A 25,113-nucleotide genomic window follows, 5' to 3' on the forward strand; every position below is an offset into this window, starting at 1 on the left:
CCCCGGGTCAGGCGGCGCCCAGGAGGGCGGCCAGTTCCTTGATCTGGGCTGGGGTGTGCGTGCTGGAGAGGGCGAACCGCAGCAGGCCGGTGCCCCGCGCCACGATCGGGTAGAAGACGGGGAAGCACAGCACACCGGCCTCCCGCAGCCGCACCGCCGTGGCGAACGCGGCCTCCTCGCTCTCCAGCGCGAGCCCCCGGATGGGCGACCGCATACCGGAGTTGACGAGGTCGGCGCCCGCGAGGAGCTTGTCGAACAGGGCGGCGTTCGCCCACAGATCCGCCTGGAGCGCGGCGACCGTGCCGTCCAGGTGCATCCGGGCGGACTCGGCATTGGCCGCCATGTGCGTGACCATGTTCGAGTGCCCGAAGACCATCGTGTTGCCCTCGCGGCGCAGCACGTGCAGATCGCGTTCGGCGTGGGTGAGTACGAAGCCGCCCGAGCCGCCGAACGCCTTGGACAACGAGCCGACCAGCAGGGTGTTGTCCGGGACCCGGCCGCCCAGGGCCAGATGGGCGTAACCCGCACCGCGCGGTCCGTCGATGGACGTGCCGTGGGCGTCGTCGATGTAGACGTACCCGCCGTGACGTTCCGCCGTCTCCTGGAGGCGGGCCACATCGATCAGTCCGCCCATGGAGCCGATGCCGTCCACGAGGATCACCGGGGTGCGCCCCGAGGCGCGTGCCGCCGTCATCGCCTCGGCCAGACTTTCCGGGTCCTCCATCGTGAACCGGGTGACCGGCCCGAGCTGTTCGAGGACACCCCGCAGCACCTGCATGGAAGCGTGGGCGGTGCGTTCCACCACGTAGAGCGGGCCCGCGGCGGTGACCGGGTAGCCGGGGAGCACACCGGCACCGAGAAGCGGCAGCAGCCCCAGGTGCACACTGCTCACCGAGTTGAACACCAGGGCGTGCATCCCGGGATAGATCTGCCCGAGCAGCTCCTCCAGCTCCGCCGCCTCGGCGGGCTGCATGGAGTTGCGGGACGACGACAGGTGAATCCCGTAGGAGCCGACGGCGGCGCGCACGGCGTGGACCATCCGCGGATGGTCCTCCAGGCCGAGGTAGGAGCAGGAGACGAACTCCACGCAGCGGGCACCGTCGTCGAGGGCCAGTGTCTTCCCCTCACGCCCGGTGACGGTGTGTCCGGTGAGCCCGGCACGTACCGCTCGGTCGTACATGCTTGTGGTCGCCGCCGACCGGCGGGCGACCCAGTTGCCGTGTGCGTCGGTCTCGGCCTGGAGATGAGGGGCGGGGGGCGTGTTCACACGGACTCCTGCGGCGTGGTCGGGGTCGCTGGGGTGGACAGGACCCGGACGGCATCCGCCGCCAGGGTGGGCAGCTCGGGGCCGAACCAGTCGGCCAGCTCGGTGAGGGAGTTCCGGAAGGCGGTGTCGTCGTGCCGGTCCGTCCAGGCGTCGAGGTCGTCGAGGGCCCGGGCGAGCCCCGCCCGGGCGGCGGTGCTCGTCGGCCCGGAGCGCTGGATGTCCCAGTAGGTGTCGGGGGAGGCGGTCAGCATCCGCGCGGTCAGGGCCAGCAGCAGCCGGGTCGGGGGCGGCACGCAGGAGAGCAGCTCGGGCGGAAGCCCCGCATCAGCCAGGGTCCGGGCGAAGGCGAGGAGCGCGGCATGGGTCGCGGTCTGCACGGTGTTGAGGGTGGGATCGTGGTCTTCGGGTGCCAGCTGCCGCACGCGCGCCCCCGTCTCCCCGATACGGGCCAGCAGTACGGGAATGAGCCCGCCCTCCCGCACCACACAGGCGGCCACGGCATTGCCCCGCCACCCCAGCGCTGGGTGGAAGAGCGGATTGAGGCTCAGGGTCGGCCGGGGCGCCAGCAGGTGCGCCGCGTCGAGGTAGCGCCGCTTGCCGGAGAGCGTGTCGACGACGGTGGTCCCCGGGCCGGTGCATCGGGCGAGGACGGGGAGCGCGGCCAGGGCGGCCCGCTCCGGGACGGCGAGGAGGACGAGGTCGGACGCGCCGAGCGCCCGCCGCAGCTCGGCCGTGGGCTCCCCGATGTCGCCGGCGAGGTCGGCCCCGGCCACCGGATCCGCGGCGACGGTACGGACCCGCCCGCCGCCCTCCCGCAGCAGCGGGGCGAACATCCGCCCGACCGGTCCCAGCCCCACCACCAGGCAGGACGGTGCCGCACAGGCGCTCACCGTGTCTCCTCACCTGTGACGGGGCGGCCCAGGGTGCCCCGGGCGGCGGCGAGCACGGCCCGGGACTTGACGAGGATCTCCTCGTACTCGGCGTCCGGATCGGACAGGGCGATGACGGCCCCGCCGACCCCGAAGGTGCATGCGTCCGCACTGTTGACCAGGGTCCGGATCACGATGCTCAGATCGGCCGCCCCCGACAGGGAGAACCAGCCGATCGCCCCGGAGTAGTAGCCCCGGGCCCGGGGCTCAAGACGGTCGATGATCTCCATGGTGCGGATCTTCGGAGCCCCCGTCATCGACCCGCCGGGGAACGTGGCCCGCACGCAGTCCATGGCCGAACGGTCCGGACGGAGCCTGCCCTGCACGGTGCTGACCAGCTGGTGCACATGGGAGTAGGTCTCGACGTCGAACATCTTCGCCACATGGACGCTGCCGACCATGCAGACCCGGTTGAGGTCGTTGCGCAGCAGGTCCACGATCATCAGGTTCTCGGCCCGGTCCTTGGGGTTCCGGGCCAGCTCGCGCCGGATCTCCCGGTCGGCGCCCTCCGTGGCCCCCCGGGGACGGGTCCCCTTGATCGGCTTGGCCTGGACCCGGCCGTCACGGCCGATCGACAGGAATCGTTCGGGGGAGGCGCTGAGCACCGAGACCTCGCCCATCCGCAGATAGGCGCCGAACGGCACGGGGCTGAGCGCGCGCAGCGCGGAATAGGTGCTGAAAGGATTCGTCAGCGGCTCGCTCTCCGCCGTGTTGGTCAGGCAGATCTCGTACGACTCGCCGTCGGTGATCGCCGCCAGGCAGGACCGGATGCCGGCGAGGTAGTCGGCGCGCGACCGGTCCAGGGCGAACACGCGCGCCTCGCCGGAGGCATCCCCGGGTACGGACGGGCCCCGGGCCGGACCGGACGCGCACTCCTCCCCGTGGCGCCGCACCGCTTCGGCGGTCTCCGCCAGCCAGGCGGCCGCCGCGGGAACGGTCGCGGGGTCCAGGGGATCGGTGAGGGCCAGCAGATGGGCGGCGCCCTCCTGGTGGTCGACGACCACCGCACGGTCGGCGAAGATCAGCTGACCGTCGGGCAGCGGTGAGACATGGTGGGCCAGACCGTGTGTCTCGGCCTTCAGCTCGTAGCCGAGCACGCCCACATAGCCGAGGTTGAAGTCGATGGGCAGCTGCGGCGGATGCGCGGTGCGCCGGGCGGCGAGCTGCTCGCCCAGGTACTCGAACCAGCCCTGCTCGACGGACGTGGTCTTCCCGCTCCTGGTGACGGTCCAGGAACGGTCGGACACGGAGTACGAGAGATGCTCGGCGAGCGGCCCGGAGGCGTCGCCCATCACGGTGAACCGCGCGTGGTCACCGCTTCCCGCGCTGTCGAGCCAGAACGCCGCCCCGGAGGACCCGTACAGCTCGGTGAAGAGCGCTTCGGTGTCCGGTGCGCCGTCGATCCGCCGGTGCTCCAGTTGATAGCGGCCGCGTTCCGGGCCGCCGGACCGGACCGGGCGCGGCTCTTTCGCCCACTCGCCCACCAGGCAGCGGAAGTTGTCCAGGAGCTCCACCCCGTATTCGGTGAGGATCGACTCCGGATGGAACTGTACGCCCCACTGCGGCGCTTCACGGTGCCGCATCCCCATCATCACGCCGCCCGCCGTCCAGGCGATCGCCTCCAGGTCGGGCGGCAGGTCGCTCACGGCGAGCGAGTGGTACCGCACGGCGGCGAACGGGCTGGGCAGTCCCGCGAACAGCCCCGTTCCGCTATGGTGGACGTTGGACACACGGCCGTGCATCGGCTCCGGCGCGTGTGCCACCCGCCCGCCGTTGACGTGCGAGAGCCCCTGATGCCCCAGGCAGATCCCGAGTGTGGGGACCTTGGTCTGGCGTAACGCCGCCAGCGACAGACCCAGATCCCCGGTGCGCTGCGGCCGCCCGGGACCGGGCGAGACGACGATGCTGTCGAACGTGCCGAACTCGGCCTCGGACCACGGAGTGTCGTTGGTGACGACCTCGGGCGCCCGGCCGTTCACGCGGTGCAGCAGGTCGTACAGGTTGTAGGTGAACGAGTCGTGGTTATCTATGAGCAGAGTGCGCACGGTCCTGTATCTCCCTCACGATTTCTTCCACCCGGTCCCAGGACGACGCTCTGGCCAGGTCCGGGTCCGCCGACCGGTCGACGGACTCCTCCTGACGGCAGGCCTCGGTGATCAGTACGGCGAAGACGTCCTGCAACGCCGTGGGGTTCAGCCGGTGCTCCTCGGCGAACTTTGTGGCCCGCCGCAGCACGGAGCGCACCCGCTGGGGCTGCATCACCGGAATGCTGTGGGAGCCCTTGGCCGCACCGATGCGGTGGATACAACGGAACCGCAGCAGCAGGGCGTCGAGCAGGATCGCGTCGATGGCGTCCAGTTCCCGCCGGAGTTCTCCCAGCGGGTCGGGCGCGGTGTCCGTCGAGGGCCGGGGGGCGATGTCGGGCGCGGGGTCCACGGATCTCCTTTCGTCTTTCGTCGAGGGGCGAGTGAGCCGGGCGGTGGGTGCGAGGGCGGGCGGGCAGGAGAGGGCACCGGCACGAGCGGCGGCCGCGCGGGCCGGCCGGGTGCACCGGCCGGCCCGGTCGGTCAGGCGGGCCTGCGGGTCCGCAGTGCCCAGGCGGTCAGGGCGGCCGCGGCCACCAGGATCACCGCGGCGACCGCGCTGGTCGTGTGGACGCCGGTCAGGAACGCCGCGTGGGCGGCCGACAGCAGCGACTCGCCCTGAGCGGAACCCAGTTCGGCAGCGGCGCCCGCCGCTCCCGCCACGCCTTCGCTCGCGTCCGCCAGCGCGTCCGCCGGGACGCCCGGCGGGGTCCCCAGCGCCGAGCGGTAGGACGAGACGAGGACGCTGCCGAGGATCGCGATGCCGAGGGCGGCGCCCAGTTCGTACCCGGTCTCCGACACGGCCGAGGCCGCGCCCGCCCGGTCCTCGGGGGCGGCAGACAGCACGGCGTCGTTGGTGAGGCTCTGGGTGAGCCCCATCCCGAGACAGACCAGGGCGAACGCGATGATGACGTACGGGACCTGGGGTCCGGAGGCGAGCTGGGTGAACAGCACGAAGCCGATGGCCATCAGCACCAGGCCGAGCACCAGCACGGAGGTCACGCCCCACCAGCGGGCGAACGCCACCGCGATGAAACCGGCGGCGATCGCGCACGCCATGCCGGGCAGCAGCACGAGCCCTGCCTCCAGGGGCGAGATGCCCCGGACGATCTGGAGGTACTGGGTCAGGAAGAACAGGGCCGCGATCATCGCGAAGAGCGTGATCAGGTTGAGCAGCACCCCGACGGTGAACTTGGGGATGCCGAACAGGCGCACATCCAGCATCGGTGCCGTACGGACGAGCTGCCTGCGAGTGAACACCACCCCCAGGGCCACGCCGACCGCGACACAGAGCAGCGGCACCGGGGCGATCCCTTCCACCGCCAGCTTCTTGATCCCGTAGACCATCGGGAACATGGCGGCGGCCAGCAGCGCGACACTGAGCGGATCCAGTCGGCTCGGCTCCTCCGCCCGGGACTCCAGGATCAGCACCGGCGCGAGGATCACGATGAAGAGCGTCACCGGCACATTGATGAGGAAGAGCGAGCCCCACCAGAAGAATTCCAGCAGCGCACCGCCCAGCACCGGCCCCAGGGCCGAGCCCGCGGACAGCGCGGCGGCCCAGATCGCGATCGCGATCTTGCGCTGGTGATCGTCGCGGAACATGTTGCGGATGAGGGAGAGCGTGGACGGCATCAGGGTCGCTCCGGCGAGCCCCAGAAGTGCGCGGGCCGCGATCATCGCGACGGCGCTCGGCGCGAACGCCGCCGCCAGGGAGGCGAGTCCGAAGGCGGCTGCCCCGGTCACCAGCAGCTTGCGCCGCCCGATCCGGTCCCCCAGCGACCCCATCGTGACCAACAACGCGGCCAGCACGAAAGAGTAGACGTCGACGATCCACAGCAACTGGACAGACGTCGGCTTCAGATCCTCCCCGAGGTGGGGCACGGCGAAGCTGAGGACCGTCATGTCCACGGAGATCAGGAGGACGGGGAGAATCAGGACAGCGAGTCCGGCCCACTGTCTGGCTCCGGCCCGGTCGGGGGCGGGCGGGGTGTGGGGGGCTTCGGTGTGGTAGTGAGTTCCCATTATTCTTTTCTGCTGGTGGAGCGGGCGGCCAGAAACATCTCTACTGCCATGACTGCTTGTCGAGCATTCAGGCGGGGATCGCAAGCGGATCGATAGTCGGGAAATTCTGGTGTGTCCTGTCCGGGCAATAGGTGTGTACATTCGGTGACCGGATCCGGTGTCATCTCCAGATGAAGTCCACCCGGCCATCCGCCGTTCTCCGAGACCACTTCGGTGAATTTCTTGATCTCCTGGAGAATCACCGGAACGGATCGAGTCTTCGTTCCGCCGGCAGTGTTGAAGGTGTTCCCGTGCATCGGATCGCACAGCCAGACCACCGGAATTCCCGTTTCCCGCACCGTACGGACGATCGGGGGCAGCGCTTCGGATATACGACCGGCTCCCATACGGGTGATGAACGTCAGCCGTCCGGGAATGCCGTCCGGGTTCAACAGCGTCAGCAGGTCGAGCACATCCCACGGCGTCGCTTCGGGCCCGAGCTTCACCCCTACCGGATTCCCGGCGGAGCGCACCAGCTCGACGTGGGCGCCGCCCGGCTCCCTGGTCCGCTCGCCGACCCAGCCGAAGTGGGTCGACGTCAGGAGGGGCGTCGATCTCCCGCCGCGCCGCAGAGCCCGTTCGTACGGAAGGAGCAGAAGCTCGTGCGAGGCGAACACTGCCCGGTCGTGCGGCCCTTCCCGCCAGGTCTCCCGCAGGGTGTCGAGGACGAGCCGGGCACAGTTGTAGGCGGTCAGCATCCGCCAGGGGTCCGGGGTGCGCAGACGTCGGTCCGCCACGAAGCTGTTCACCGCGTCGCCCCGGAAGCTCTGTACGCGTTCGCCGTGGGGCGCCTGTTCCCAGGGCTCGGTGCGCGGTTTGGCGTACTGCCCGGCCATGCGGCCGACGGCCACCACGGGCAGTCCGGTGCGATCACGCATCAGGGTTGATAGGTCCTGTAATTGCCTGACTTTTCGCCGGACAGCTCCGGAGCCGCTGTCCTCGAAACGCTCCACGCAGTCGCCGCCCTGGAGGAGCAGTGCCGAACCGCGTGCCACGGCGCCGAGGCGCATTCTGAGCATTGATATCTCGTCGGGGGCGGTCAGCGGGGGTAATTCCGCAATGTGCTGCTCAACTTCGTCCACGGCCTCTTGATCGGCCCAGGGCGGCTGCTGCAACGCGGGCAGGGCGGTGGAATGGGGCAGGCTGCTCATGAGGGCGATCGCTCCAGGTTATCCGGTCGCAGCAGGGCACACCGAACGCACGGATCAAGGCGCGTTCGGTGACGTTCGGTCGCGCCTCGCGTCGGGGGTGCGATTTCCATTACCGGGGCGATGGCCGTAAGGAGTTCCGGCCAAGCGGTCCACAAGCTACACACGCGCGCTCGGACGAGTCCACCGCGATTCGGCGGGAGCCGTCGTCAATCAGCCACCCCGTTGACCTTCCGGACGGCCTATCCGTGAACCGGAATCGGACTCGGCGAAGCGGACTTGCCCGTTCCTTTGCCTGTGCCATGCGTGGCCTTTACCGGCGTTGATGCAGGTGGCGACGGGGGTGGGGGTCGGCCGACATGCTGTCGGAACGATGCTGTCGCCGATCTGGCGAGGCCTCTGAGCGGCCTCGGGGATCTGCCGAAAAAGCATCCATACCGGTTGGTTTTTTTGTGGCTCTCGGGAGTCGTGCATCGCTCGTCCGGCTGTCGCCGCCCTCGGTCGACTGGGGGCGGTGGGGCATCCTGATCAGCGGTAAGTGAGGTGCGGTCCTATGCGGGCGGGCGGGCCATCGGGAGTCTGCGTCGGGAGCCGGGGGTGAACAGTGGCCGGATTTCTTGGGTCAGCCCGACAGATCGGACATTGAAACAGACCGATTGGTTGGTTCCCCGTTGGTGAGGGTGAACGTCTGGCCCGCTCGCCGTGGCGGCCGAGTGATCGTCGGGCACTCGACCGGCTGGACCCTGCCCGCCATCCATGCGATCCGGGCGGAAAGTGCGTTTGCCGACGCGATCATTCGGCGGCGATCTCATCGATTCGGACGGCACACCGTCCCAAGTCCCTGGCCCCGGCCGGGACCGGCGCCCTCGCCCTACTCACGTTGCTTCCCGCGGTCCCGGCCGGTGCGGCACCTGCCCAGGACCCGTCTCCCACAGCCGTACGGGCCTCGGACCGCATCACGACACCGGCCGAACGCAGGACCGCGGCCCAACTCGACGCGCCGGGGGGGGCAACCCGGCACGGCTGCGGGCGTTCTTCGCCGCGCTGCCCAAGGGCGGCGACCTCCACAACCACCTCTCGGGCGCGGCCAGTACCGAGTTCCTGATCGAACGCGCGGGCGGAAGGGCCTGTGCGTCGACGCGACGAACACGGCCGTGCGTCCGCCCTGCGGACCGGGCACCCGCCCGGCCGTCGGCGCGCGCACGGACGCGGAGTTCCGGCAGCGGATCATCCGAGCCTGGTCCATGCAGGACTTCCCCGCCGACGAGTCGGGCCACGACCACTTCTTCGACACCTTCGGCAAGTCGCACGCCGGCGAGCTGACCCCCGGCCTCGTCAAGCCGGAAGACCTCACCTTCCACATCCGGGAAGCCGTGCTCGTAGCGGGCGCCGAACGCATCGGCCACGGTGTGGACCTGGTCCACGAGGACGACTGGAAGCGGCTCGCCCGGACGATGGCCCGGCGCGGTGTCGCCGTCGAGGTTACGTTCAGCAGCAACAAGCAGATCCTGGGCGTGGCGGGCGACGACCATCCGTTCAACGCCTACCGCAGCCCGGCGTCCCGGTGGTCCTGGCCACCGACGACCCCGGCGTCTCACGCATGCCTCCACCGGGAAGAGCTCGGCTGCTCCGAGCTGATGGTGACGGTCGTCCTCACCATTCACGCCCTGGGCGTCATCGCCGCCCTGGCGTCGCCTGTCCGGGCATCTCGCCGGTGGTGGGCGTCGGAGCCCTGACCCTCAGGATCGGGCTCAGGAACGCCGGACCGACCTTCGCGGGCCGTGTGCCGGCGCTCGCCCCGGGCGTCGGCCTGTGCCTGGCCCGGAGGGAGCCCGCCCGCACCTGACGGCCTCGAAAACCATTCCCGTACCAGCCGATCACGGTGCGAGACTGGGCCCGTGGACACAGCGACGCGCTTCCGGCAGACGGTCATCGCCTGGGCGGCGGACGGCGAGGGGGCGCCGACCGGGCCCGCCGCCGCGACCGTACGGGAGTTGGCGGCCGAGCTGGACCTGCGCACCGTGGTGCTCGTCGAAGGCGTCAGCGACCGGGCGGCGGTCGAAGCACTCGCCGAACGCCAGGGCCGCACCCTGGCCGCCGAGGGTGTCGTCGTCGTGCCGATGGGCGGCGCCACCAGCATCATCCGCTTCCTGCGCCCCCTCGGCCCGCAGGGGCTCGGCCTCCGGCTCGCCGGTCTGTGCGACGCGGCCGAGCAGCGCTTCTTCCTCCAGGGCCTGGAGCGCACCGGATTCGGCACCGGGCTCACCCCCGACGACCTGGCGGAGCTGGGCTTCTTCACCTGCCACGCCGACCTGGAGGACGAGCTGATCCGGGCGCTCGGCACCGGTGGCGTCCAGCAGGCCATCGACGACCAGGGCGACCTGCGCACTTTCCGGACCTTCCAACGGCAGCCCGCCCAGCGGGAGCGGTCCGTCGAGGCGCAGCTGCGGCGCTTCATGGGGACCATCGGCGGCCGCAAGGAGCACTACGCGAGAGCGCTGACCGGGGCCCTGGACCTGGAGCGCCTGCCACAACCGCTGGACGGACTCCTCACCCGCGTCTGAGGACTCCTCACCCGCGCCTGAGGAGTCCATACCCGCGTCTCAGGCGATCCCTCAGTGCGCGGTGAGGCGGGGCGGCGCACCACCGGCTCGGGCTGGAGCACCGCCCTCCGCTCCTCGTGCGCCGCCGGATCGCCCCGGCCCTCACCCCTCCCGCCGCGACCGCCACAGCAGCCAGATGAAGTACGGCGCGCCGATCACGGCGGTGAGCAGGCCGACCGGGATCTGGGCCGGGGCGATGATCGTCCGGCCGACCGTGTCGGACACGACCACCAGCAGCGCGCCGAGCAACGCGCTGACCGGGATGACCCGCACATGGCGCCGGCCCACCAGGGCCCGTGCCGCGTGCGGGGCGACGAGGCCGACGAATCCGATCACGCCGACCGCCGCAACGGCTCCCGCGGTCAGGACGACGGCGATGCTCAGCAGACCCAGCCGGGTGGCGCCGAGGCGGATGCCCAGCAGGCGGGGCGTCTCGCTGTCCAGGCCGATCAGGTCGAGTTCGCGGCGCATCACCGCCAGCAGGGGCAGTGCGGCGACCAGCGTCACCAGCACCGGGACCAGCTCCGGGAACGTCCGCCCGTAGGTCGAACCGCCCAGCCAGGCCAGTGCCTTCGTCGCGTTGTACGGGTCGGTGAGCACGATCAGCAGGCTCACGAACGCGGCCGCGCCCGACTGGACGCCGATACCGATCAGCACCAGCCGGTTCTGCTCAAGACCATGGCGTGCGGCGAGACCGAACACCAGCGCGGCGGCGGCCGCCGCACCGACCAGCGCGGAGCCGCCGATCAGCCAGAAGCTCGCCAGCGGTACGACGGTGAGCACGGTGACGGCCCCCACCCCCGCCCCGCTGACGACACCGAGGACCCCCGGCTCGGCGAGCGGATTGCGCGACACCGCCTGGACGACGGCTCCCGCGACCGCCAGCGCCGCACCTGCCAGCAGGGCGGCGGCGACGCGTGGCACCCGGGTGTCGAGGACGTACGTGACGAACTGTCCCGACCGGCCGGCCAGCCAGTTGGCCACATCGCCCAGGAGCAGCGTGGCGTCGCCGAACAGGGTCGCCGTCACCACCGCGCCCAGCAGCCCCACGACCGTCACCACGAGCGTGAGGACGAACGCCCGTCGGCTGCGCAGCCGGGCGAACGCCGTCGAGCCGGCGTCCGTGCCCATGTCCTGCGACCGGTGGGCCAGGTAGACCAGGGCGAGCGCGCCGAAGCAGGTCGTGACGATGCCGGTCGGCACCTCGGCCCCAGCCTGCGCGCCGAACAACGCGCGCAGTGCCACGTCCGCCCCGAGCACCACGACGACTCCCGCGAACGCCGAGGCCGGGATGAACGCGTGATGCCGGACCAGGGCCGGGACCCGGGTGCTCAGCAGCCGGACCGCGGCCGGAGCGCACAGGCCGACGAAGCCGATGGGCCCCGCCACCGTCACGGACACCGCCGACAGCAGCACGGCGAGGATCACGGCGATGCTCCGGGTGAGCCGGGGACTGACCCCGACCACGGCTGCCCCGTCGTCGCCGAGCGCGAGGATGTCCAGCCGACGGCCCAGCAGCAGAAGCCCGACGAAGGCCACCAGCGCGACCGGCGTGAGCCGGTCGATGGACTGCATACCGATCTGCGCCAGCGAACCGTTTCCCCAGGCGAACAGCCCGGTCGTCTGCTGGGAACGCAGAAGCAGCAGCATCCCGCTCAGCCCGGTCAGGGCGAGCGTGAGCGCCGAACCCGCCAGAACCAGGCGGATGGGACCGGCCCCCGCCCGGGACAGGCCGAGGACGACGCCCGCCGCCAGCAGCCCGCCGAGGAAGGCGGTGCCACCGGCCGGGAGCGCGGGCAGCGTGATGCCGAACGCGGCGACGGCGACGACCGCGAGGTACGCGCCCGCGTTCACGGCCAGCGTGTCGGGGGAGGCGAGCATGTTGCGCGACACGGACTGGAGGGCGGCGCCCGCCGCGCCGAGCGTGCAGCCGACGAGGAGCCCCGCCGCGAGCCGGGGCAGCCGGGAGTCCAGGACCACGGCGGCCGTCTGCTCGTCGGCGGTCCGGTCGGCGGCCGAGCCGGTGGCCAGCTGCCAGAGCGTGTGCAGGTCGACGGCGGCCGTGCCCTGGCCCAGGTGCACGACCGCGAGGGCGCCGAGCACGAGGAGCGCGGTGAGCGCGAGGAGGAACATCCGGCCACGGCGGGCCGGGGAGCCGGTCGCGGCCGGGGACGGAGCCCCGGCCGGAGCGGCCGCGCCCGCCCCGGTCTGCACGGGGGCGGGCGGGGCGGGTGTGGTGCGGGTGCTCATCGTCAGGCGGTCAGCGCGCCGACGAGAGCGTCGATGTACTCGCGCATGGACGCCGTGCCGCCGAACATCCAGATGCCGTCGGGCAGTCGGTGCACCTCGTCGTTCTTGACGAACGGCAGGGACTTCCACACCGCGTTGTCCTTGAGGCCGTCGGCGAACGGGTCGCCGTTGTCGGCGTCGTTGGCGATGTACGTGAACCGCGCGTCGCCGATCTTCGTGAGGCCCTCGACGTCCGTGGCCGCCAGGCCGTAGGCCTTGTCGCCCTTCAGCTTCCACGGGTCGGCCAGGCCGAGTTCGGTGTTGAGGTCGGAGAGCAGCGAGCCCTTGACGTACGGGCGCACGGAGACCTGGTTGCCCTCCTGCCAGCCGTCGGCGAAGGCGACCTCCTCGCCGTCGAGCCCGGCCGCCGCGAGCTTCTTCTTCCCGTCCGCCACCGCCTTGCGGAACGAGTCGATCTCGGACTTCGCCCTCTCCTCGGTGCCGGTGGCCTCGGCGATGAGGTTGACGTTGTCGATCATCTGGTCGATCTGGCGGCTCGCGTCGGCCGAACGCACCACGACGACCGGTGCGGCCTTGGACAGCTGCGCGACGGCGGAGTCGGACAGGTCCGTCGTCGCGACGATGAGGTCGGGCTTGAGACCGGCCACGGTGGCGACGCTGGGCTCGCCCCGGGTGCCTATGTCCTTGACGTCGCCCTTGAGCGGGGCGGCCTTGTCGTACGCGGTGTAGCCCTTGACGTCGGCCACGCCGACCGGCTGGACGCCCAGCGTGACGAGCGTCTCGACGACGTTCCACTCGGTGCCGACGACGCGCTTGGCCGGTCCGTCGAGCGTGACCTTCTTGCCGCGCGAGTCGGTGACCGTCACCGCGGTGTCCTTGGCGGATTCCTGCTTCGGCGCCTCGGTGGTGCCGCAGGCGGTGAGGGTGAGCGCGGCCGCGGCGGCGAGGACGGGCCACGTCATGTACTGGTTCTTCATGGGGGTGTTCAGGGCCTTTCGGGGCGGAGGTGGTGGCGGCCGACCGCGCGGGTGCGCGGGATGCCGGTGGCGGAGTCGGGTTCGACGTCGACACGGATGCCGTAGGCATCGCTGAGCCGCTCGGGGTCGTATACATCGGCGGGCGTGCCCGCGGCGACGATCCGTCCGGCCGAGAGGAGGACGACCTGGTCGGCCACGGCGGCGGCCTGGTCCAGGTCGTGCAGGACGACCCCGACGGTGACGCCGTGGGTGTCGGCGAGATCGCGGACGAGGTCGAGGATCTCCACCTGGTAGCGCAGGTCGAGATAGGTCGTGGGTTCGTCGAGGAGCAGGACGTCGGTGTCCTGGGCCAGGCAGCAGGCGAACCAGACGCGTTGCAGCTGCCCGCCGGACAGGCTCTCCACCCCGCGGTCGGCGAAGTCGGCGAGGTTGGTGACGGTGAGCGCGTGCTCGATCAGCCGCGCCCCGTCCGGGTCGGCGCCGCGCAGCCGGTGGCGGTAGGGATGCCGGCCGAATCCCACCACGTCGCGGACGCTGAGACCGGCCGGGGCGGTCCGGCTCTGCGCGAGAAGGGTGACGCGGCGGGCGAAGTCGGTGCGCGACAGGGCGAGGGCGTCGACGGGCTCGGCGTTCTCGGCCGCCACGGTCACCGTGCCGGTACGGGCCTTGTGCAGCCGGGCGACGGCCCGCAACAGGGTGGACTTCCCACTGCCGTTCGGCCCGATGAGAGCGGTGACGCGGCCGCGAGGCAGGCGCAGATCGGCCCCGTGAACGACATCGGCACGGTCGTACGCGATCGTCATGCCGCGTGCGTCGAGGCCGACGTCGGCGGCGGAGGGCCTGGGCGGCGGAGGATCTTGTCGGTCGAGGGCGGGAGCAGTCACGAGAAGGGAGGTTAGCCTAACCTAAATTCCCCAGGTCAAGAGGGGATTCAGGATCGTGTCCTCCGTGTGATCGAAGCTCTCTCTCGCGTGGCCTTCGCGCCCCGACTGCCCCCGATCGGCGTCACTTTCCGGCCGAAGCGACGGTTCCGGAAAGGCCGACCACTTCGGAGTCGTCGCAGGTCAGAGCTTTGTTTCTGGTTGAACCACTTCGAGGTGTCCATATGCTGGACGGTGTGTGCGGCCCGTGTGAGCTGCCCGAACGACCATCCGGTCGGTTCGAACTGACGTCTGCGGCTGGAAGCTGGCCGTCGATGTGCGCCTACTTTCCGCATGCGCAAGACTCCTGACCGCAATCAGGCACCCGACAGAGGAGTTTTCACCGATGCAACGCAATCGTCACGTGATCTTCGCGACCTTCACGGCGAGCACCCTGCTGCTCGGCGGCTTCGCGACCGCCACCGCCCACGCCGCACCGACGGGCACGGAAAGCCTCTACGCCCCGTCCGCGCTCGTCCTCACCGTCGCCCGGGGCGAGGACCCGATGACCGCCACCGTCGAGCGGGCCGTGACGCTCACCTGCGCCCCGCGTGCCGAGGGCACCCACCCCGAAGCCGCCGCGGCCTGCAAGGAACTGGCCTCCGTCCAGGGGAAGTTCGCCGAGCTCACCGCAGGCCCCTCGAACCGGATCTGTACCCGGCAGTGGGACCCGGTCGTCGTCACCGCCCACGGCGTCTGGGAGGGCAAGCGGGTCACGTTCCACACCACGTACGGCAACGCCTGCGAGATGGCGGGCAGCGTGAACGACAGCTCCGTATTCGCGTTCTGACCCGCAAGGGGCGTGCCGACGCCGAGGTGACAGGGCGCCCCGCCCGCCACCGCCCGACCGCGTCCGGCGCCCGCCCCGCCCGGCGTGCCCCGCACACGCCCACCGACACGACGACCGGGAGCCCCGAGGTCGCCCCAGCCGTTTCCGCCGCGGCTCGGGAAGCGACCCGCCCCGGTCGGCCCGGTCACTTTGGGCCGGAGGGCTTGGGGGGGGCAGGGCCTCCTCCGGCGTCACCCGCGTTCCCGGATGGCGCAGGGAGCACAGGAAGGCGACACCCAGAGCGATCGCCATCCCGTAGAACACCCATTGGTTCGCCTGTGCGAAGTCCATCCGGATCGCCGACATCGAGTCCCGTACCATCTCGGCCACCGGTCCCGAGCCGGACGGCCCGCGGGAGTCCGCGTGGCCGGTCACCGACTGGGCGATGGACTCGGCGGCATCGTTCGCCGCTCCCTCCGGCACGCCCTTGCCCCGTAGGGTCTCGTCCACCTTGCTGACCGTCGTATGCGTCAGCAGGGTGCCGTAGACGGCGAGGCCGACACTGGCGGCGAAGTTCCGCACGGTCTGCGTGATGCCGGTGACCTCGCCGTAGGAGGCGTCGATCGCCCGGTTCACCGCGTCCGTCGAGGCCGGTGCCAGCAGCAGACCGATGCCCGCGCCCGCCATGGCCGCGTACAGCCACTGGTCGTGCGTGTTCAGCGTCGTCAGCTCCCCCGCCCACAGGACGAATCCGACCGCGCCGAGCGCCGTACCGAGCTTCATCGCCGGACGCGCACCGCGCTTGTCGAGGATGCGGCCGCCCCACTGGGAGGCGATTCCGAAGCCGATGAAGAAGTACAGGAGATACAGCGCCGCCTGGTTCGGCGAGGCGCTGAGTGAGACCTGTGCGTACACGGAAGCGAAGAAGAACACCGGGACGAACGCCATCATGGCGAAGAACAGCACGGCGTTGTCGACCCGGAACGCCCGGTCCCGGAAGACCCGCAGCTTGATGAGCGGGAAGCGGGCGCGCAGCTCGAACCAGCAGAAGAAGGCGAGCACGAACAGCCCGCCCGCGATGCACGCCCAGGTGGCGAAGCTGCTCCAGCCCCAGGGGGACGCCTGTTGCAGACCCAGCACCGTCAGGCCCATGCCGATCGCGATCAGTACCGCCCCGGGCAGGTCCAGCGGCTCACGGCGGGCCCGGTCCGGGATGCGGGCCAGCAGCGCCAGCACGACCGCGATGAGGGCGATCGGGACGTTGACCCAGAAGATCGCCCGCCAGGTCCACCCGGTGAGCCAGCCGCCGAGGAGCGGCCCCACCGCGGTGAGCGCCCCGGAGACACCGAAGAACAGGGCCAGCGCCCGCCCGCGCCGGTCCACCGGGAACACCGCGATGACCACGGCCAGCGCGGCGGGGAACATCAGCGCCGCCCCGATGCCCTGGACGGCACGGAAACCGATCAGCCAGGCCTGGGCGAAGTCCCCGGAGGGCACCGCGCCGCAGAGGGCGGAGGAGATGACGAAGACCAGGGTGCCGATGAGCATCACCCGGCGGTGCCCGAGGATGTCGGACAGCCGCCCGCCCAGTGCGAAGAAGGCTGCCAGCGTCAGCAGATAGGCGTTGACGACCCATTGCATCTGCGAGGACGTGAGACCGAGTTCGTCGATGATGTCGGGGGCGGCGATCGCGACGATGGTCTGGTCGATGAAGGTCATCGACACGGCGAACAGCATGGCTGCCAGGGCGAGAGCCTGGTTCGGCGGCGCTCCCCGGGCGCCCGGCCCTCCCGGATCCGGTGAGGCCGGACCAGGGCCGTCCTTCCGGGGGAATTCTCTGGCCATGCGTCCCATGGTCCACGGCCTCGGGCCGCGCTGCATCCCGAACGCGAACGCGCCCGCGCCGACGGGGGCGTCGGGCGCGACGGGCCGGACTCAGGGCGATCCGGAGTCCGGGTCAGGAGCCGGAGTACGGGAGCAGCGCCATCTCGCGGGCGTTCTTGATGGCCGCGGCCATCTGGCGCTGCTGCTGGGCGCTGATCCGGGTGACCCGGCGGCTGCGGATCTTCCCCCGGTCGGAGATGAACTTCCGCAGCAGATCGGTGTCCTTGTAGTCGATGTACGTGATCCCGGCCGCGTCCAGGGGGTTGGGCCTGGCCTTGAGCGGCTTACGGGGGTCCTGCTTGCGTGCCATGGGACTTTCCTCGTGCTGGGTGATGGATGTCGGTGTGGGGTTACGGGTCGTGGGACCCGCGTGGATACGGGGCGGGGTCAGCGGACCGGGTCGAGGAGGGCGTCGAAGGCGGCGGGCAGCCTCTTCCACGTCTCCCGGCCCGATCCGTACTCCTCGTCCGTGAGCAGGCAGGAGTCCAGGAGTCCGGTCAGCCCGTCGCGGTCGAGGCCGGGGGAGACGAAGACCAGGTGCTGGCAGCAGTCGCCGTGCTCGGGGTGCCAGTCCAGGGCGGCGGCGGCCCGCCGGTAGGGCGGCACCATGGACCAGGCCGCGTCGGGCAGCGAGGCGAGCCAGGGGCCGGTGTCCTCCACGCAGAGCGCGCCGCCCGCCGCGTCCCAGGAGAGCAGGGTGTCGGGCCGGTCCGCGAGCCAGAACCGGCCCCGGCTGCGGGCCGCCGCGCAGCTGAGGTCCTCCAGCGCGTGGAAGAGGCGCTCGGGGTGGAAGGGCCGGTGCCGCCGCCAGACGAGCGTGCCTACACCGGCCTCGTCCGCCTCCTGCGGAAGCAGCGCGCAGGCCGGGTGCTGGCCCGCGGCGGCCGCCTCCACATCGAATCCCGCGAACGCGAGCCGTGCCAACTCCGCTGATCCGGCCGCTGCCTGACGGGCCATGGGATTCAGCTGCCGGATCAGCGCGCGGTCCTCGTCGTCGGCCTCCAGGCTTTCGGCCACGGCGAGGACGGGTGCGTACTCCACCTGCCGGGCCCAGGTGTCCCCGATGGTCCGCTGATCGGCCGGTGCCGCCGCGAGACCGGCCTCGGCGAGGTCGTCACCGTTGGTGAGGCAGGGCAGCGCGAGCGCGGGGTCGATCGCGGTGACCACGTTGGTCACCTCGGCGGCGGTGGTGTGGGCGCCGATCACCTCGGCCATGGACTTCGGCTCGACGGAGTCCCAGAGTTCCAGGACGGCCAGCCGCGTCAGCCCGTCCCCCGCCAGCCGTTCGAGTTCGGGGACGAGGTCCTCGCGCAGCGCGCAGCAGGCGCAGTCGTTCACCAGCGCCGCCTCGCCGGAGGTCAGTTCGCCGCCGGAGTCCCGCAGGGAGCGGCGGACCGTGCCGCCGACGGCGGTGGACAGGTCGTGGTGCAGGGCGACGCTGCGCGGAACGTCCCGCAGCAGCCCCTCGACCACTTCGTGCCGGGTCTCGGAGTGCAGACCGCAGACGATGACGACGGGCAGCTTCGCCCCTTTTGTCCTGTGCTCCCTCACCGGGCCTCACCCCGCCCGTACCGGCGCTCGAAGCGCTCGACGCGTCCCGCCGTGTCCAGGACGCGGGCGGTGCCCGTGTAGAAGGGGTGGCTCGCGGAGGAGATCTCGACGTCGACCACCGGGTAGGTGTTGCCGTCCTCCCACTCGACCGTGCGGTCGCTGGTCATGGTCGAGCGGGTCAGGAACGCGAAGTCGGCGGCCTTGTCGCGGAAGACGACGGGACCGTAGGCGGGGTGGATTCCGGGCTTCATGGGGGTGTCCTAGGGGTTGGGCTTGGGGCGTGCGTCGGGGGAGTGGGCGGGCCGGGCCGGTCTCAGCGCTCCTCGCGGAAGTCGACATGGCGGCGGGCGACCGGGTCGTACTTGCGCAGCACCATCCGGTCGGGGTCGTTCCGCCGGTTCTTACGGGTGACGTAGGTGTAGCCGGTCCCCGCGGTGGAGCGGAGCTTGATGACCGGGCGTACTTCGTTGCGAGCCATGGGCGCTACTATATGGCAATGGTTTCCATTTTCAATAATGGATGCGTCGAAGGAGAGGTAGGTAACGTCCATGTCCGCCCACTGCCAACTCACTGGATCGAAACCGGGATTCGGCAACAACATCTCCCACTCGCACCGCCGGACCTCCCGCCGGTTCGACCCGAACGTCCAACGCAAGCGCTACTGGCTGCCCAGTGAGGGGCGTCATGTGCGGCTGACGCTCAGTGCCCGTGCGATCAGGACGGTCGATGTGATCGGCGTCGAAGCCGCGGTCGCGCGCATCCGCGCCCGGGGAGGGAAGGTCTGATGGCCAAGAAGAGCAAGATCGCGCAGAACGAGAAGCGCAAGGCGACCGTCGAGCGGTACGCGGCCCGCCGGGCCGAGCTGAAGGAGATCATTCGCCGCCCCGGCACTCCGGATGCCGAACGTGCAGCTGCCCTGGTGGAGTTGCGGCGTCAGCCGCGCGACGCCAGTGCGACGCGGGTGCGCAACCGGGACAGCGTCGACGGCAGGCCCCGGGGGTATCTGCGGACGTTCGGCCTCTCCCGGGTCCGGATGCGCGAACAGGCGCACGCCGGATTCCTGCCCGGGGTGACCAAGTCGTCCTGGTGATACGGGGCTGAGCGCGCCCCGAACGTACGGGGGCGGGTGGCGGCGCGGCTCGAAACCGTGCCGCGGTCCGCCCTCAGGGAAGCGGCTGCTCTGCCCAGATGACCTTTCCCCGGGGCGTGTAGCGCGTACCCCACCGATGGGCGAGCTGGGCGACCAGGAACAGGCCCCGCCCTCCCTCGTCCGTCGTCCGGGCGTGCCGCAGCCGGGGCGAGGTGTTGCTCGCGTCGGACACCTCGCAGATCAGCGCCGACTGGAACAGCAGCCTCAGCCGCACCGGCCCCGACGCGTACCGGATCGCGTTGGTCACCAGTTCGCTGACGATCAGTTCCGTCGTCATCGACAGGTCGTCGAGCCCCCACGTCTCCAGCCGGCGGGCCACCTTGCCGCGCATCTCCCCGACCGCCGCGGGCTCCAGGGGCACGTCCCACGAAGCCAGACGGTCGGGGCTGAGCGCATGGGTCCGGGCCAGGAGCAGAGCGATGTCGTCGGGCTGCGGAACGGGCAGGAGCTCTTTGACCACCGTCGGGCACAGCTCCTCCAGCGGGAGATCGCGCCGGGCCACGGCCCGGGCCAGCCGGGCCATCCCGCCCTCCATGTCCTTCTCGGGCCCCTCGATGAGGCCGTCGGTGTAGAGCCCGAGGAGGCTGCCCTCGGCCAGCTCGACCTCCAGGGACTCGAACGGCAGCCCGCCGACCCCCAGCGGCGGCCCGGACGGCAGGTCCGGGAAGCTGACCGCACCGTCCGGCGCCACGATCACCGGCGGCGGATGACCGGCCCGCGCCATCGTGCAGCACCGGCTCACCGGGTCGTAGACGGCGTACAGGCAGGTCGCCCCCACCACCGTCGTACCGTCCCGCTCCGCCGTGCCCTGCGCGGGCTCCTCCTCGCTCAGCCGCAGCACCAGGTCGTCCAGGCGGGCCAGCAGCTCGTCGGGGGCGAGGTCCATGTCGGCCAGCGTCTGTACGGCCGTGCGCAGGCGGCCCATGGTCGCGGCCGCGCTGATGCCGTGGCCGACGACATCGCCGATGACCAGACCGACCCGGGCGCCGGACAGCGGGATCACGTCGAACCAGTCTCCGCCGACGCCGTCCTTCGCGTCCGCCGGAAGATACGAGGACGCGACGTCCAGGGCCGTTCCACCGCGCAGCGTGTGCGGGAGCAGGCTCTGCTGGAGCACCAGCGCCGCAGTGTGCTCCCGCGTGTAGCGCCGGGCGTTGTCCACGCACACCGCCGCGCGGGCGACCAGTTCCCTGGCGGGCGCCACATCGTCCTCGTCGAAGGGCACCGGGTTCCGCGACCGCATGAAGGTGGTCAGGCCGAGCACCGTGTCGCGCGCCCGCATGGGCACCGAGATGAGCGAGTGCAGCCCGAACTCCCGGATCCGGGCGGCCCGCGCGGGCTGCTCCACCGTCCACGCGTGGCTGTCCGGATCAAGAACCGGCAGCAGGACCGGATCGCCGTCGACGAGGAAGTGCACATCGTGCGGCGGCGGGACGAAGTCGACCGTCTCCCCGACCCGTACGACCGCCTCCGGACACCCCTCGCGCACCGAGCTCATCCCCGCCCGCCGCATCAGCGGCCGCCCTTCGCCCGTCACCCGCGGTGCCGACCCCCGGCGGTCGCCGCCGATCGCGGGCTCCAGCAGATCGACGAAGACGAAGTCCGCGAACCGGGGAACCGCGAAATCCGCTAGCTCCTGGGCAGTGCGCTGTACGTCCAGGGTGCTGCCGATACTGGCCCCCGCCTCGTTCACGAGCGCCAGGAGCCGACGCGCGTTCCACCGGTCGGTCACATCGAGCACCATGTAGCCGATGCCGATCCGCTCGTCCTGGGCGTCGGCCAGCGGGAAGAACGAGCTCGCGTAGGCCCGTCTGCGGTGCGGATCGGCCCAGCTCCAGCCCAGGTACTCGTAGTCGGTGATCGGCGCACCGGTCGCCAGGACCTGTCGCATCAGCCGTTCGATCGGTGCCGCGAGCGGCCCGGGCAGCACTTCGCCAGGCCTGCGGCCCAGGCGCTGTTCCCGGGGGACGCCGCCGAAGCGCTCCAGGGTGTCGTTGATCCACAGGTACCGCAGCTCGGGGTCGAGCACGGCCATGCCGACCGGCGACCGGGTCAGGAAGTCGTCCAGGACCGACCCGCTCATCGTCCAGTGCGGGGTCAGCTGCCGCCCGGAAACCAGGAACCCCTCGTGCCCGGCGATCAGGAACGAGGCCGAGGCCCGCACGTCGACGTCGACCGAGCGGCCGTCCCGGCCGCGCAGGGCGATCAGCCCGCTCCAGCCCGCCCCGCTCCGGCAGCGGGCCGCCACCGCCGCCGTACGCCGGGGGTCCGGGGAGCCGGTCAGCAGCCGGGCGGCGGACCGGCCGACCACCTCTGCCGCCGGGAAGCCGAGCAGCGCCTCGGCCCCGCGGGTCCAGCCGATGACCGTGCCGTTCCCGGCGATCACCGCCGCCGCCTCGTCGGCCACCTGCGCGGCCCCCTGCCCAGCCTCGGAGGGCAGCGGGCCGCGTCCCACCGGGGGGCCCTCATCGGCGGACGACATGCACCTCACCACCATCCGTAGGTCTCCATGGTCGCGCGTCGCCCCGGAGTGCGCACCGGTGCGCACTCCTCACGGGGCGATGGCCCGGCTGTCCCCCCGCCGCTCGGGCTGTCCCTCGTTCGGCGGCGTGACGGAGCGGGCCGTCCCCGCGTTGGGGGAGTGACAAGCGTTTGCTTGCCACCCCCCGCGCTGGACCCGTGCGGGTGGACGGCTCCGGACCCCGGCAGCGGGGGCCGGAGCCGTTTCGATGCGCGGGTCCGGTCCCCTGCGCCGTCAGTAGCGGAAGCAGATCTTGCGCTCCTTGAGCCACTGGCCCAGCCAGTCGCCGAACGGGACGGTGATGCACCACCTGCGGTCGGTCGGCGTCTCGCTCTCCGGCGGCGTGGGGCTCGGCGTGGGCCGCACGGGGAGGGTCGGCTGCACGGACGGCGAAGGCGTCGGGTCCGGGCTCGGGTCCGTGCTGGGCGTGGGCATCGGGGTCGGAGTCGGGGTGGGCGTGGGGGAGGGGGCTGGTTGCCGGGGCGCCGCCATCTCCGTCAGCATCGTCCGGAACACCTTCGAGGACTTCGGGTTGCTCCTGCACTGCCAGACCCCGTGCGGACAGTAGTCCGTGACGGTCTGGTAGAGCGGTTGGTGCCGGTCGATCCACTCCAGCATCCGCCGCATGTACTCCGGGTTGTCACCGTTGCGGAAGAGCCCCCACTCCGGGAACGAGATCGGCTTGCCGCGCGCCGCGGCGAAGTCGACGTGCTTCTGCAGCCCGTAGGGATCGCTGACCTGGTCGTCGAAGGTCTCGCCGGGCGGCTGGTCGTAGGAGTCCATCCCGATGATGTCGACGACGTCGTCGCCCGGATAGCACTCGGTCCACGGCACCGCGTCCCGCCCCCGGCTGGGAGTGAAGTCGAAACGGAACTGCTGGCCCGGCACCGAGCGCATCGCCGTGACGATGCGCTCCCAGTACGCCTTCCAGGCCACGGGGTCCGGTCCGCACCGGTGCGTGTACGTGGTGCCGTTCATCTCCCAGCCGAGCACGATCACCGTGTCCGGCACCCCCAGCCCCACCAGCCGCTCCGCGAGGCGGGTGAAGTGCCGGTCGAAGTCACCGGCCGCACCCGCCCGGAGCAGTCTGCGGACCTCACCGTCCGGCACCCGGTCCTCGTTGCGCTCCAGCATCGGTACGTTCAGGACGAACATCCGGTCCTTGTCCGCCTGCCGCCAGGCGGCCCAGGCGGCCAGGAAGTCGGGGGTGCCCTCGATGTTCACCCACAGATCGCCCGGCAGATAGGTGTGCCCCACCCGGAGCTCCGCGCCGCCGAGCCAGCGCGACAGATCGGCCATCCTGCGTACCCCGGCGGGCCCGTAGTCCAGATAGGCACCGTGCGCCGTGCCGCTCCTGGCCGCCCGAGGTCCGGGAGCCGCACCGTCGACGGAGTCGGTGCCCGGCGACCGGCCCGCGATGCCGCCGCCGGCCAGGAGGCTGAGAGCCACCGCCGTGATGCACGTACTGATAAGACGGCGCTTTGCCGGCATTACTCCTCCTGGCTGCGGTGAATTCCGGCCGGTTCGGCCTCATGGGGAGAGAGTCGCATCATCGTGCACCGCTGTCATTCGCAGAAGTCCATTTATCGTATTCGGCGTTGCGGGCGTGCCGTTCAGGTGAATGTAGGGCCGAACGTGAACGGCAGGGAACCGACCCGGTTGTCGAAATTCGAATCGACCAGTCCCGGGTCGTCCATCTGCCGGATGACGGAACGTCGGCTGAGCAGTTCCCGGAACAGCGCCGTCATTTCGAGCCGGGCCAGGTGCGCGCCGAGGCAGTGGTGGGGGCCGCCACCGCCGTATCCCAGGTGCGGATTGGGCGACCGGGTGATGTCGAAGCGGTCCGGGTGGGTGAAAACCTCCTCATCGCGATTGGCCGACGCATAGATGAGTGCGACTTTCTCTCCCGGAAGGAACGTGCGGCCGCCCAGTTCGTATGCGGCGGTGACCGTTCTGCGGAACTGGATGATGGGCGTGGAGCAGCGGACGATCTCGTCGACCGCGCCGCCGATGTGCCGGTCGAAGTCCGACGCCAGCAGAGCCCGCTGCTCCGGATGCCGGTCGAGCAGGAACAGCCCGTGCGCGATGGCGTTGCGGGTCGTCTCCACCCCCGCCACCAGCAGCAGCGAGAAGAAGGCGCCCAGCTGCCGACCCGACAGGGCCTCGCCGTCGACGTCCGCGGTGACCAGCGCCGAGACGAGGTCGTCCCCGGGATGCCGGCGTCGCTCCCGGGCCAGTCGTGCCATCAGGAACTGCATCTGCGCCAGGGAGGCCAGCCCCCGGCCGGGAATCCGCAGCCGGGCCCGGCCCCGGCGCTCCACGCCGACGTGTTCCGACGCCTGGTCGATCCGGTCCGCGATCCAGGCCCGGTGCGCCACCGGGATGCCCATCAGGCCGCAGATCACCTCCAGCGGCAGCCGCGAGGCCGCCGACGGCATGAAGTCCCGGGGGCGCTCGGCGATCAGCTCGTCGACCAGCCGCCCGGCGAGAGTGCCGATGCTCTCCTCGGTGTCGGCGAGCAGCCGGGGGGTGAAGCGCCGGGAGATGATCCGGCGCAGCGCCGCGTGCTCGGCCCCGTCCATGTTGACCATCGAGTTCCCGAACAGGGCCTTCGCCCATCCGGCCGGCTCGGGTGTGGTGACGCCCGGAGCGCTCGCGAAGATCTGCGGGGTGCGGCTCGCGGCCCGGACGTCGGCATGGCGGACCAGGGCGTAGAACGGCTTGCCGGAGGTACGGGCCGTGCCGGGCCGGGGAGTGAACAGCACGGGCGCGTCGCACCCGCGCAGCAGGGCGAACGCCCTGAGCCTTTCGGGACGCGGCAGCCGCCAGAAGGCCGGGTCGGCCAGATCCACGTCCGGCCTGACCGGCGCACGGTCCCCGGACATCTGCATCGGAACGGTCATGCCCATCACCTCCACGGGTTTCGACACGTCATGCTCGGGCCCGGGCACCGGGACGGGCCGCCCGACGCGGCCCGCTGCCGCCGATGGCCGCGC

Annotated in this window: 20 protein-coding genes and 3 pseudogenes; 6 read left to right on the forward strand and 17 right to left on the reverse strand. The window is 71.4% G+C overall.

What is annotated here, in order from left to right:
• Positions 1-7: 7 nt before the first annotated feature.
• The 6 genes from CIB93_RS14750 to CIB93_RS14775 form a co-directional block, all read right to left on the reverse strand.
• Positions 8-1,267 carry an aminotransferase class I/II-fold pyridoxal phosphate-dependent enzyme gene (locus tag CIB93_RS14750; RefSeq protein ID WP_257002198.1) on the reverse strand — a complete coding sequence of 420 codons (1,260 nt, stop codon included), beginning with the start codon at positions 1,265-1,267 and terminating at the stop codon, positions 8-10.
• A complete protein-coding gene (locus CIB93_RS14755) occupies positions 1,264-2,157 on the reverse strand; it encodes a hypothetical protein (protein WP_096627271.1) in 894 nt (297 codons plus the stop codon). Before CIB93_RS14755 ends, CIB93_RS14750 begins: the two co-directional genes overlap by 4 nt.
• On the reverse strand, positions 2,154-4,241 hold the full coding sequence (pabB, locus tag CIB93_RS14760; protein ID WP_096627272.1) for an aminodeoxychorismate synthase component I: 2,088 nt from the start codon (positions 4,239-4,241) through the stop codon (positions 2,154-2,156). Before pabB ends, CIB93_RS14755 begins: the two co-directional genes overlap by 4 nt.
• Positions 4,219-4,632 (reverse strand): chorismate mutase, encoded by a 414-nt coding sequence (locus CIB93_RS14765; RefSeq protein WP_179500115.1) that lies wholly within the window; start codon positions 4,630-4,632, stop codon positions 4,219-4,221. Before CIB93_RS14765 ends, pabB begins: the two co-directional genes overlap by 23 nt.
• A 131-nt stretch (positions 4,633-4,763) precedes the next feature.
• Entirely contained in the window at positions 4,764-6,305 is a 1,542-nt protein-coding gene (locus CIB93_RS14770) for an MFS transporter (protein ID WP_096627273.1), read from the reverse strand.
• The gene (locus CIB93_RS14775) at positions 6,305-7,495 is read right to left on the reverse strand and encodes a 3-deoxy-7-phosphoheptulonate synthase (protein ID WP_096627274.1); all 1,191 of its coding nucleotides are present in this window, start codon (positions 7,493-7,495) and stop codon (positions 6,305-6,307) included. Before CIB93_RS14775 ends, CIB93_RS14770 begins: the two co-directional genes overlap by 1 nt.
• An 802-nt stretch (positions 7,496-8,297) precedes the next feature.
• On the opposite strand from CIB93_RS14775, the pseudogene CIB93_RS14780 reads away from it, so the two are divergent.
• The 3 genes and pseudogenes from CIB93_RS14780 to CIB93_RS14785 form a co-directional block, all read left to right on the forward strand.
• Positions 8,298-9,095: pseudogene (locus CIB93_RS14780) on the forward strand (adenosine deaminase); the annotation flags it as partial.
• An 87-nt stretch (positions 9,096-9,182) separates the two neighbouring features.
• Positions 9,183-9,338, forward strand: a pseudogene (locus CIB93_RS39615) (MFS transporter); the annotation flags it as partial.
• 52 nt (positions 9,339-9,390) lie between these two features.
• Entirely contained in the window at positions 9,391-10,056 is a 666-nt protein-coding gene (locus CIB93_RS14785; protein WP_096627275.1) for a TOPRIM nucleotidyl transferase/hydrolase domain-containing protein, read from the forward strand.
• A 141-nt stretch (positions 10,057-10,197) separates the two neighbouring features.
• Here the strand turns inward: CIB93_RS14785 and CIB93_RS14790 are convergent, their stop codons facing one another.
• The 3 genes from CIB93_RS14790 to CIB93_RS14800 are packed head-to-tail and all read right to left on the reverse strand — an operon-like array spanning position 10,198 to position 14,206.
• Positions 10,198-12,345 carry an iron ABC transporter permease gene (locus CIB93_RS14790; RefSeq protein WP_096627276.1) on the reverse strand — a complete coding sequence of 716 codons (2,148 nt, stop codon included), beginning with the start codon at positions 12,343-12,345 and terminating at the stop codon, positions 10,198-10,200.
• Between the two features lie 2 nt (positions 12,346-12,347).
• Positions 12,348-13,322, reverse strand: coding sequence for an iron-siderophore ABC transporter substrate-binding protein (locus CIB93_RS14795; protein ID WP_096627277.1), 975 nt, complete (start codon positions 13,320-13,322; stop codon positions 12,348-12,350).
• Between the two features lie 8 nt (positions 13,323-13,330).
• Positions 13,331-14,206, reverse strand: coding sequence for an ABC transporter ATP-binding protein (locus tag CIB93_RS14800; RefSeq protein ID WP_179500116.1), 876 nt, complete (start codon positions 14,204-14,206; stop codon positions 13,331-13,333).
• 382 nt (positions 14,207-14,588) lie between these two features.
• On the opposite strand from CIB93_RS14800, the gene CIB93_RS14805 reads away from it, so the two are divergent.
• Entirely contained in the window at positions 14,589-15,032 is a 444-nt protein-coding gene (locus CIB93_RS14805; protein ID WP_096627345.1) for a subtilase-type protease inhibitor, read from the forward strand.
• 219 nt (positions 15,033-15,251) lie between these two features.
• Here CIB93_RS14805 and CIB93_RS14810 read toward each other — a convergent pair.
• From CIB93_RS14810 to rpmG, 5 genes and pseudogenes are all read right to left on the reverse strand, one after another.
• Positions 15,252-16,856, reverse strand: a pseudogene (locus CIB93_RS14810) (MFS transporter); the annotation flags it as partial.
• Positions 16,857-16,968: 112 nt separating this feature from the next.
• Positions 16,969-17,205, reverse strand: a complete 237-nt coding sequence (rpsR, locus tag CIB93_RS14815) for a 30S ribosomal protein S18 (RefSeq protein ID WP_096627279.1) — start codon at positions 17,203-17,205, stop codon at positions 16,969-16,971.
• Between the two features lie 77 nt (positions 17,206-17,282).
• The gene (locus CIB93_RS14820) at positions 17,283-18,446 is read right to left on the reverse strand and encodes a GTP-binding protein (protein WP_096627280.1); all 1,164 of its coding nucleotides are present in this window, start codon (positions 18,444-18,446) and stop codon (positions 17,283-17,285) included.
• Positions 18,443-18,697 (reverse strand): type B 50S ribosomal protein L31, encoded by a 255-nt coding sequence (locus CIB93_RS14825; protein ID WP_096627281.1) that lies wholly within the window; start codon positions 18,695-18,697, stop codon positions 18,443-18,445. Before CIB93_RS14825 ends, CIB93_RS14820 begins: the two co-directional genes overlap by 4 nt.
• 62 nt (positions 18,698-18,759) lie before the next feature.
• Complete coding sequence (rpmG, locus tag CIB93_RS14830) at positions 18,760-18,924, reverse strand: 50S ribosomal protein L33 (RefSeq protein ID WP_003964410.1); 165 nt, start codon at positions 18,922-18,924, stop codon at positions 18,760-18,762.
• A 70-nt stretch (positions 18,925-18,994) separates the two neighbouring features.
• Between rpmG and rpmB the strand changes: the two genes are divergently transcribed.
• The gene (gene rpmB, locus CIB93_RS14835) at positions 18,995-19,231 is read left to right on the forward strand and encodes a 50S ribosomal protein L28 (protein ID WP_096627282.1); all 237 of its coding nucleotides are present in this window, start codon (positions 18,995-18,997) and stop codon (positions 19,229-19,231) included.
• Entirely contained in the window at positions 19,231-19,536 is a 306-nt protein-coding gene (rpsN, locus tag CIB93_RS14840; protein WP_096627283.1) for a 30S ribosomal protein S14, read from the forward strand. The genes rpmB and rpsN overlap by 1 nt, the downstream gene beginning before the upstream one ends.
• Positions 19,537-19,609: 73 nt before the next feature.
• Here rpsN and CIB93_RS14845 read toward each other — a convergent pair whose 3' ends face one another.
• The 3 genes from CIB93_RS14845 to CIB93_RS14855 form a co-directional block, all read right to left on the reverse strand.
• A complete protein-coding gene (locus CIB93_RS14845) occupies positions 19,610-22,078 on the reverse strand; it encodes a SpoIIE family protein phosphatase (RefSeq protein WP_096627284.1) in 2,469 nt (822 codons plus the stop codon).
• Positions 22,079-22,351: 273 nt separating this feature from the next.
• On the reverse strand, positions 22,352-23,608 hold the full coding sequence (locus CIB93_RS14850; protein ID WP_096627285.1) for a glycoside hydrolase family 26 protein: 1,257 nt from the start codon (positions 23,606-23,608) through the stop codon (positions 22,352-22,354).
• 122 nt (positions 23,609-23,730) lie between these two features.
• A complete protein-coding gene (locus CIB93_RS14855) occupies positions 23,731-25,020 on the reverse strand; it encodes a cytochrome P450 (protein WP_096627346.1) in 1,290 nt (429 codons plus the stop codon).
• Between the last annotated feature and the right edge of the window lie 93 nt (positions 25,021-25,113).

Origin of the sequence: Streptomyces sp. WZ.A104 (assembly GCF_002382885.1) — a bacterium.
Classification (GTDB): domain Bacteria; phylum Actinomycetota; class Actinomycetes; order Streptomycetales; family Streptomycetaceae; genus Streptomyces.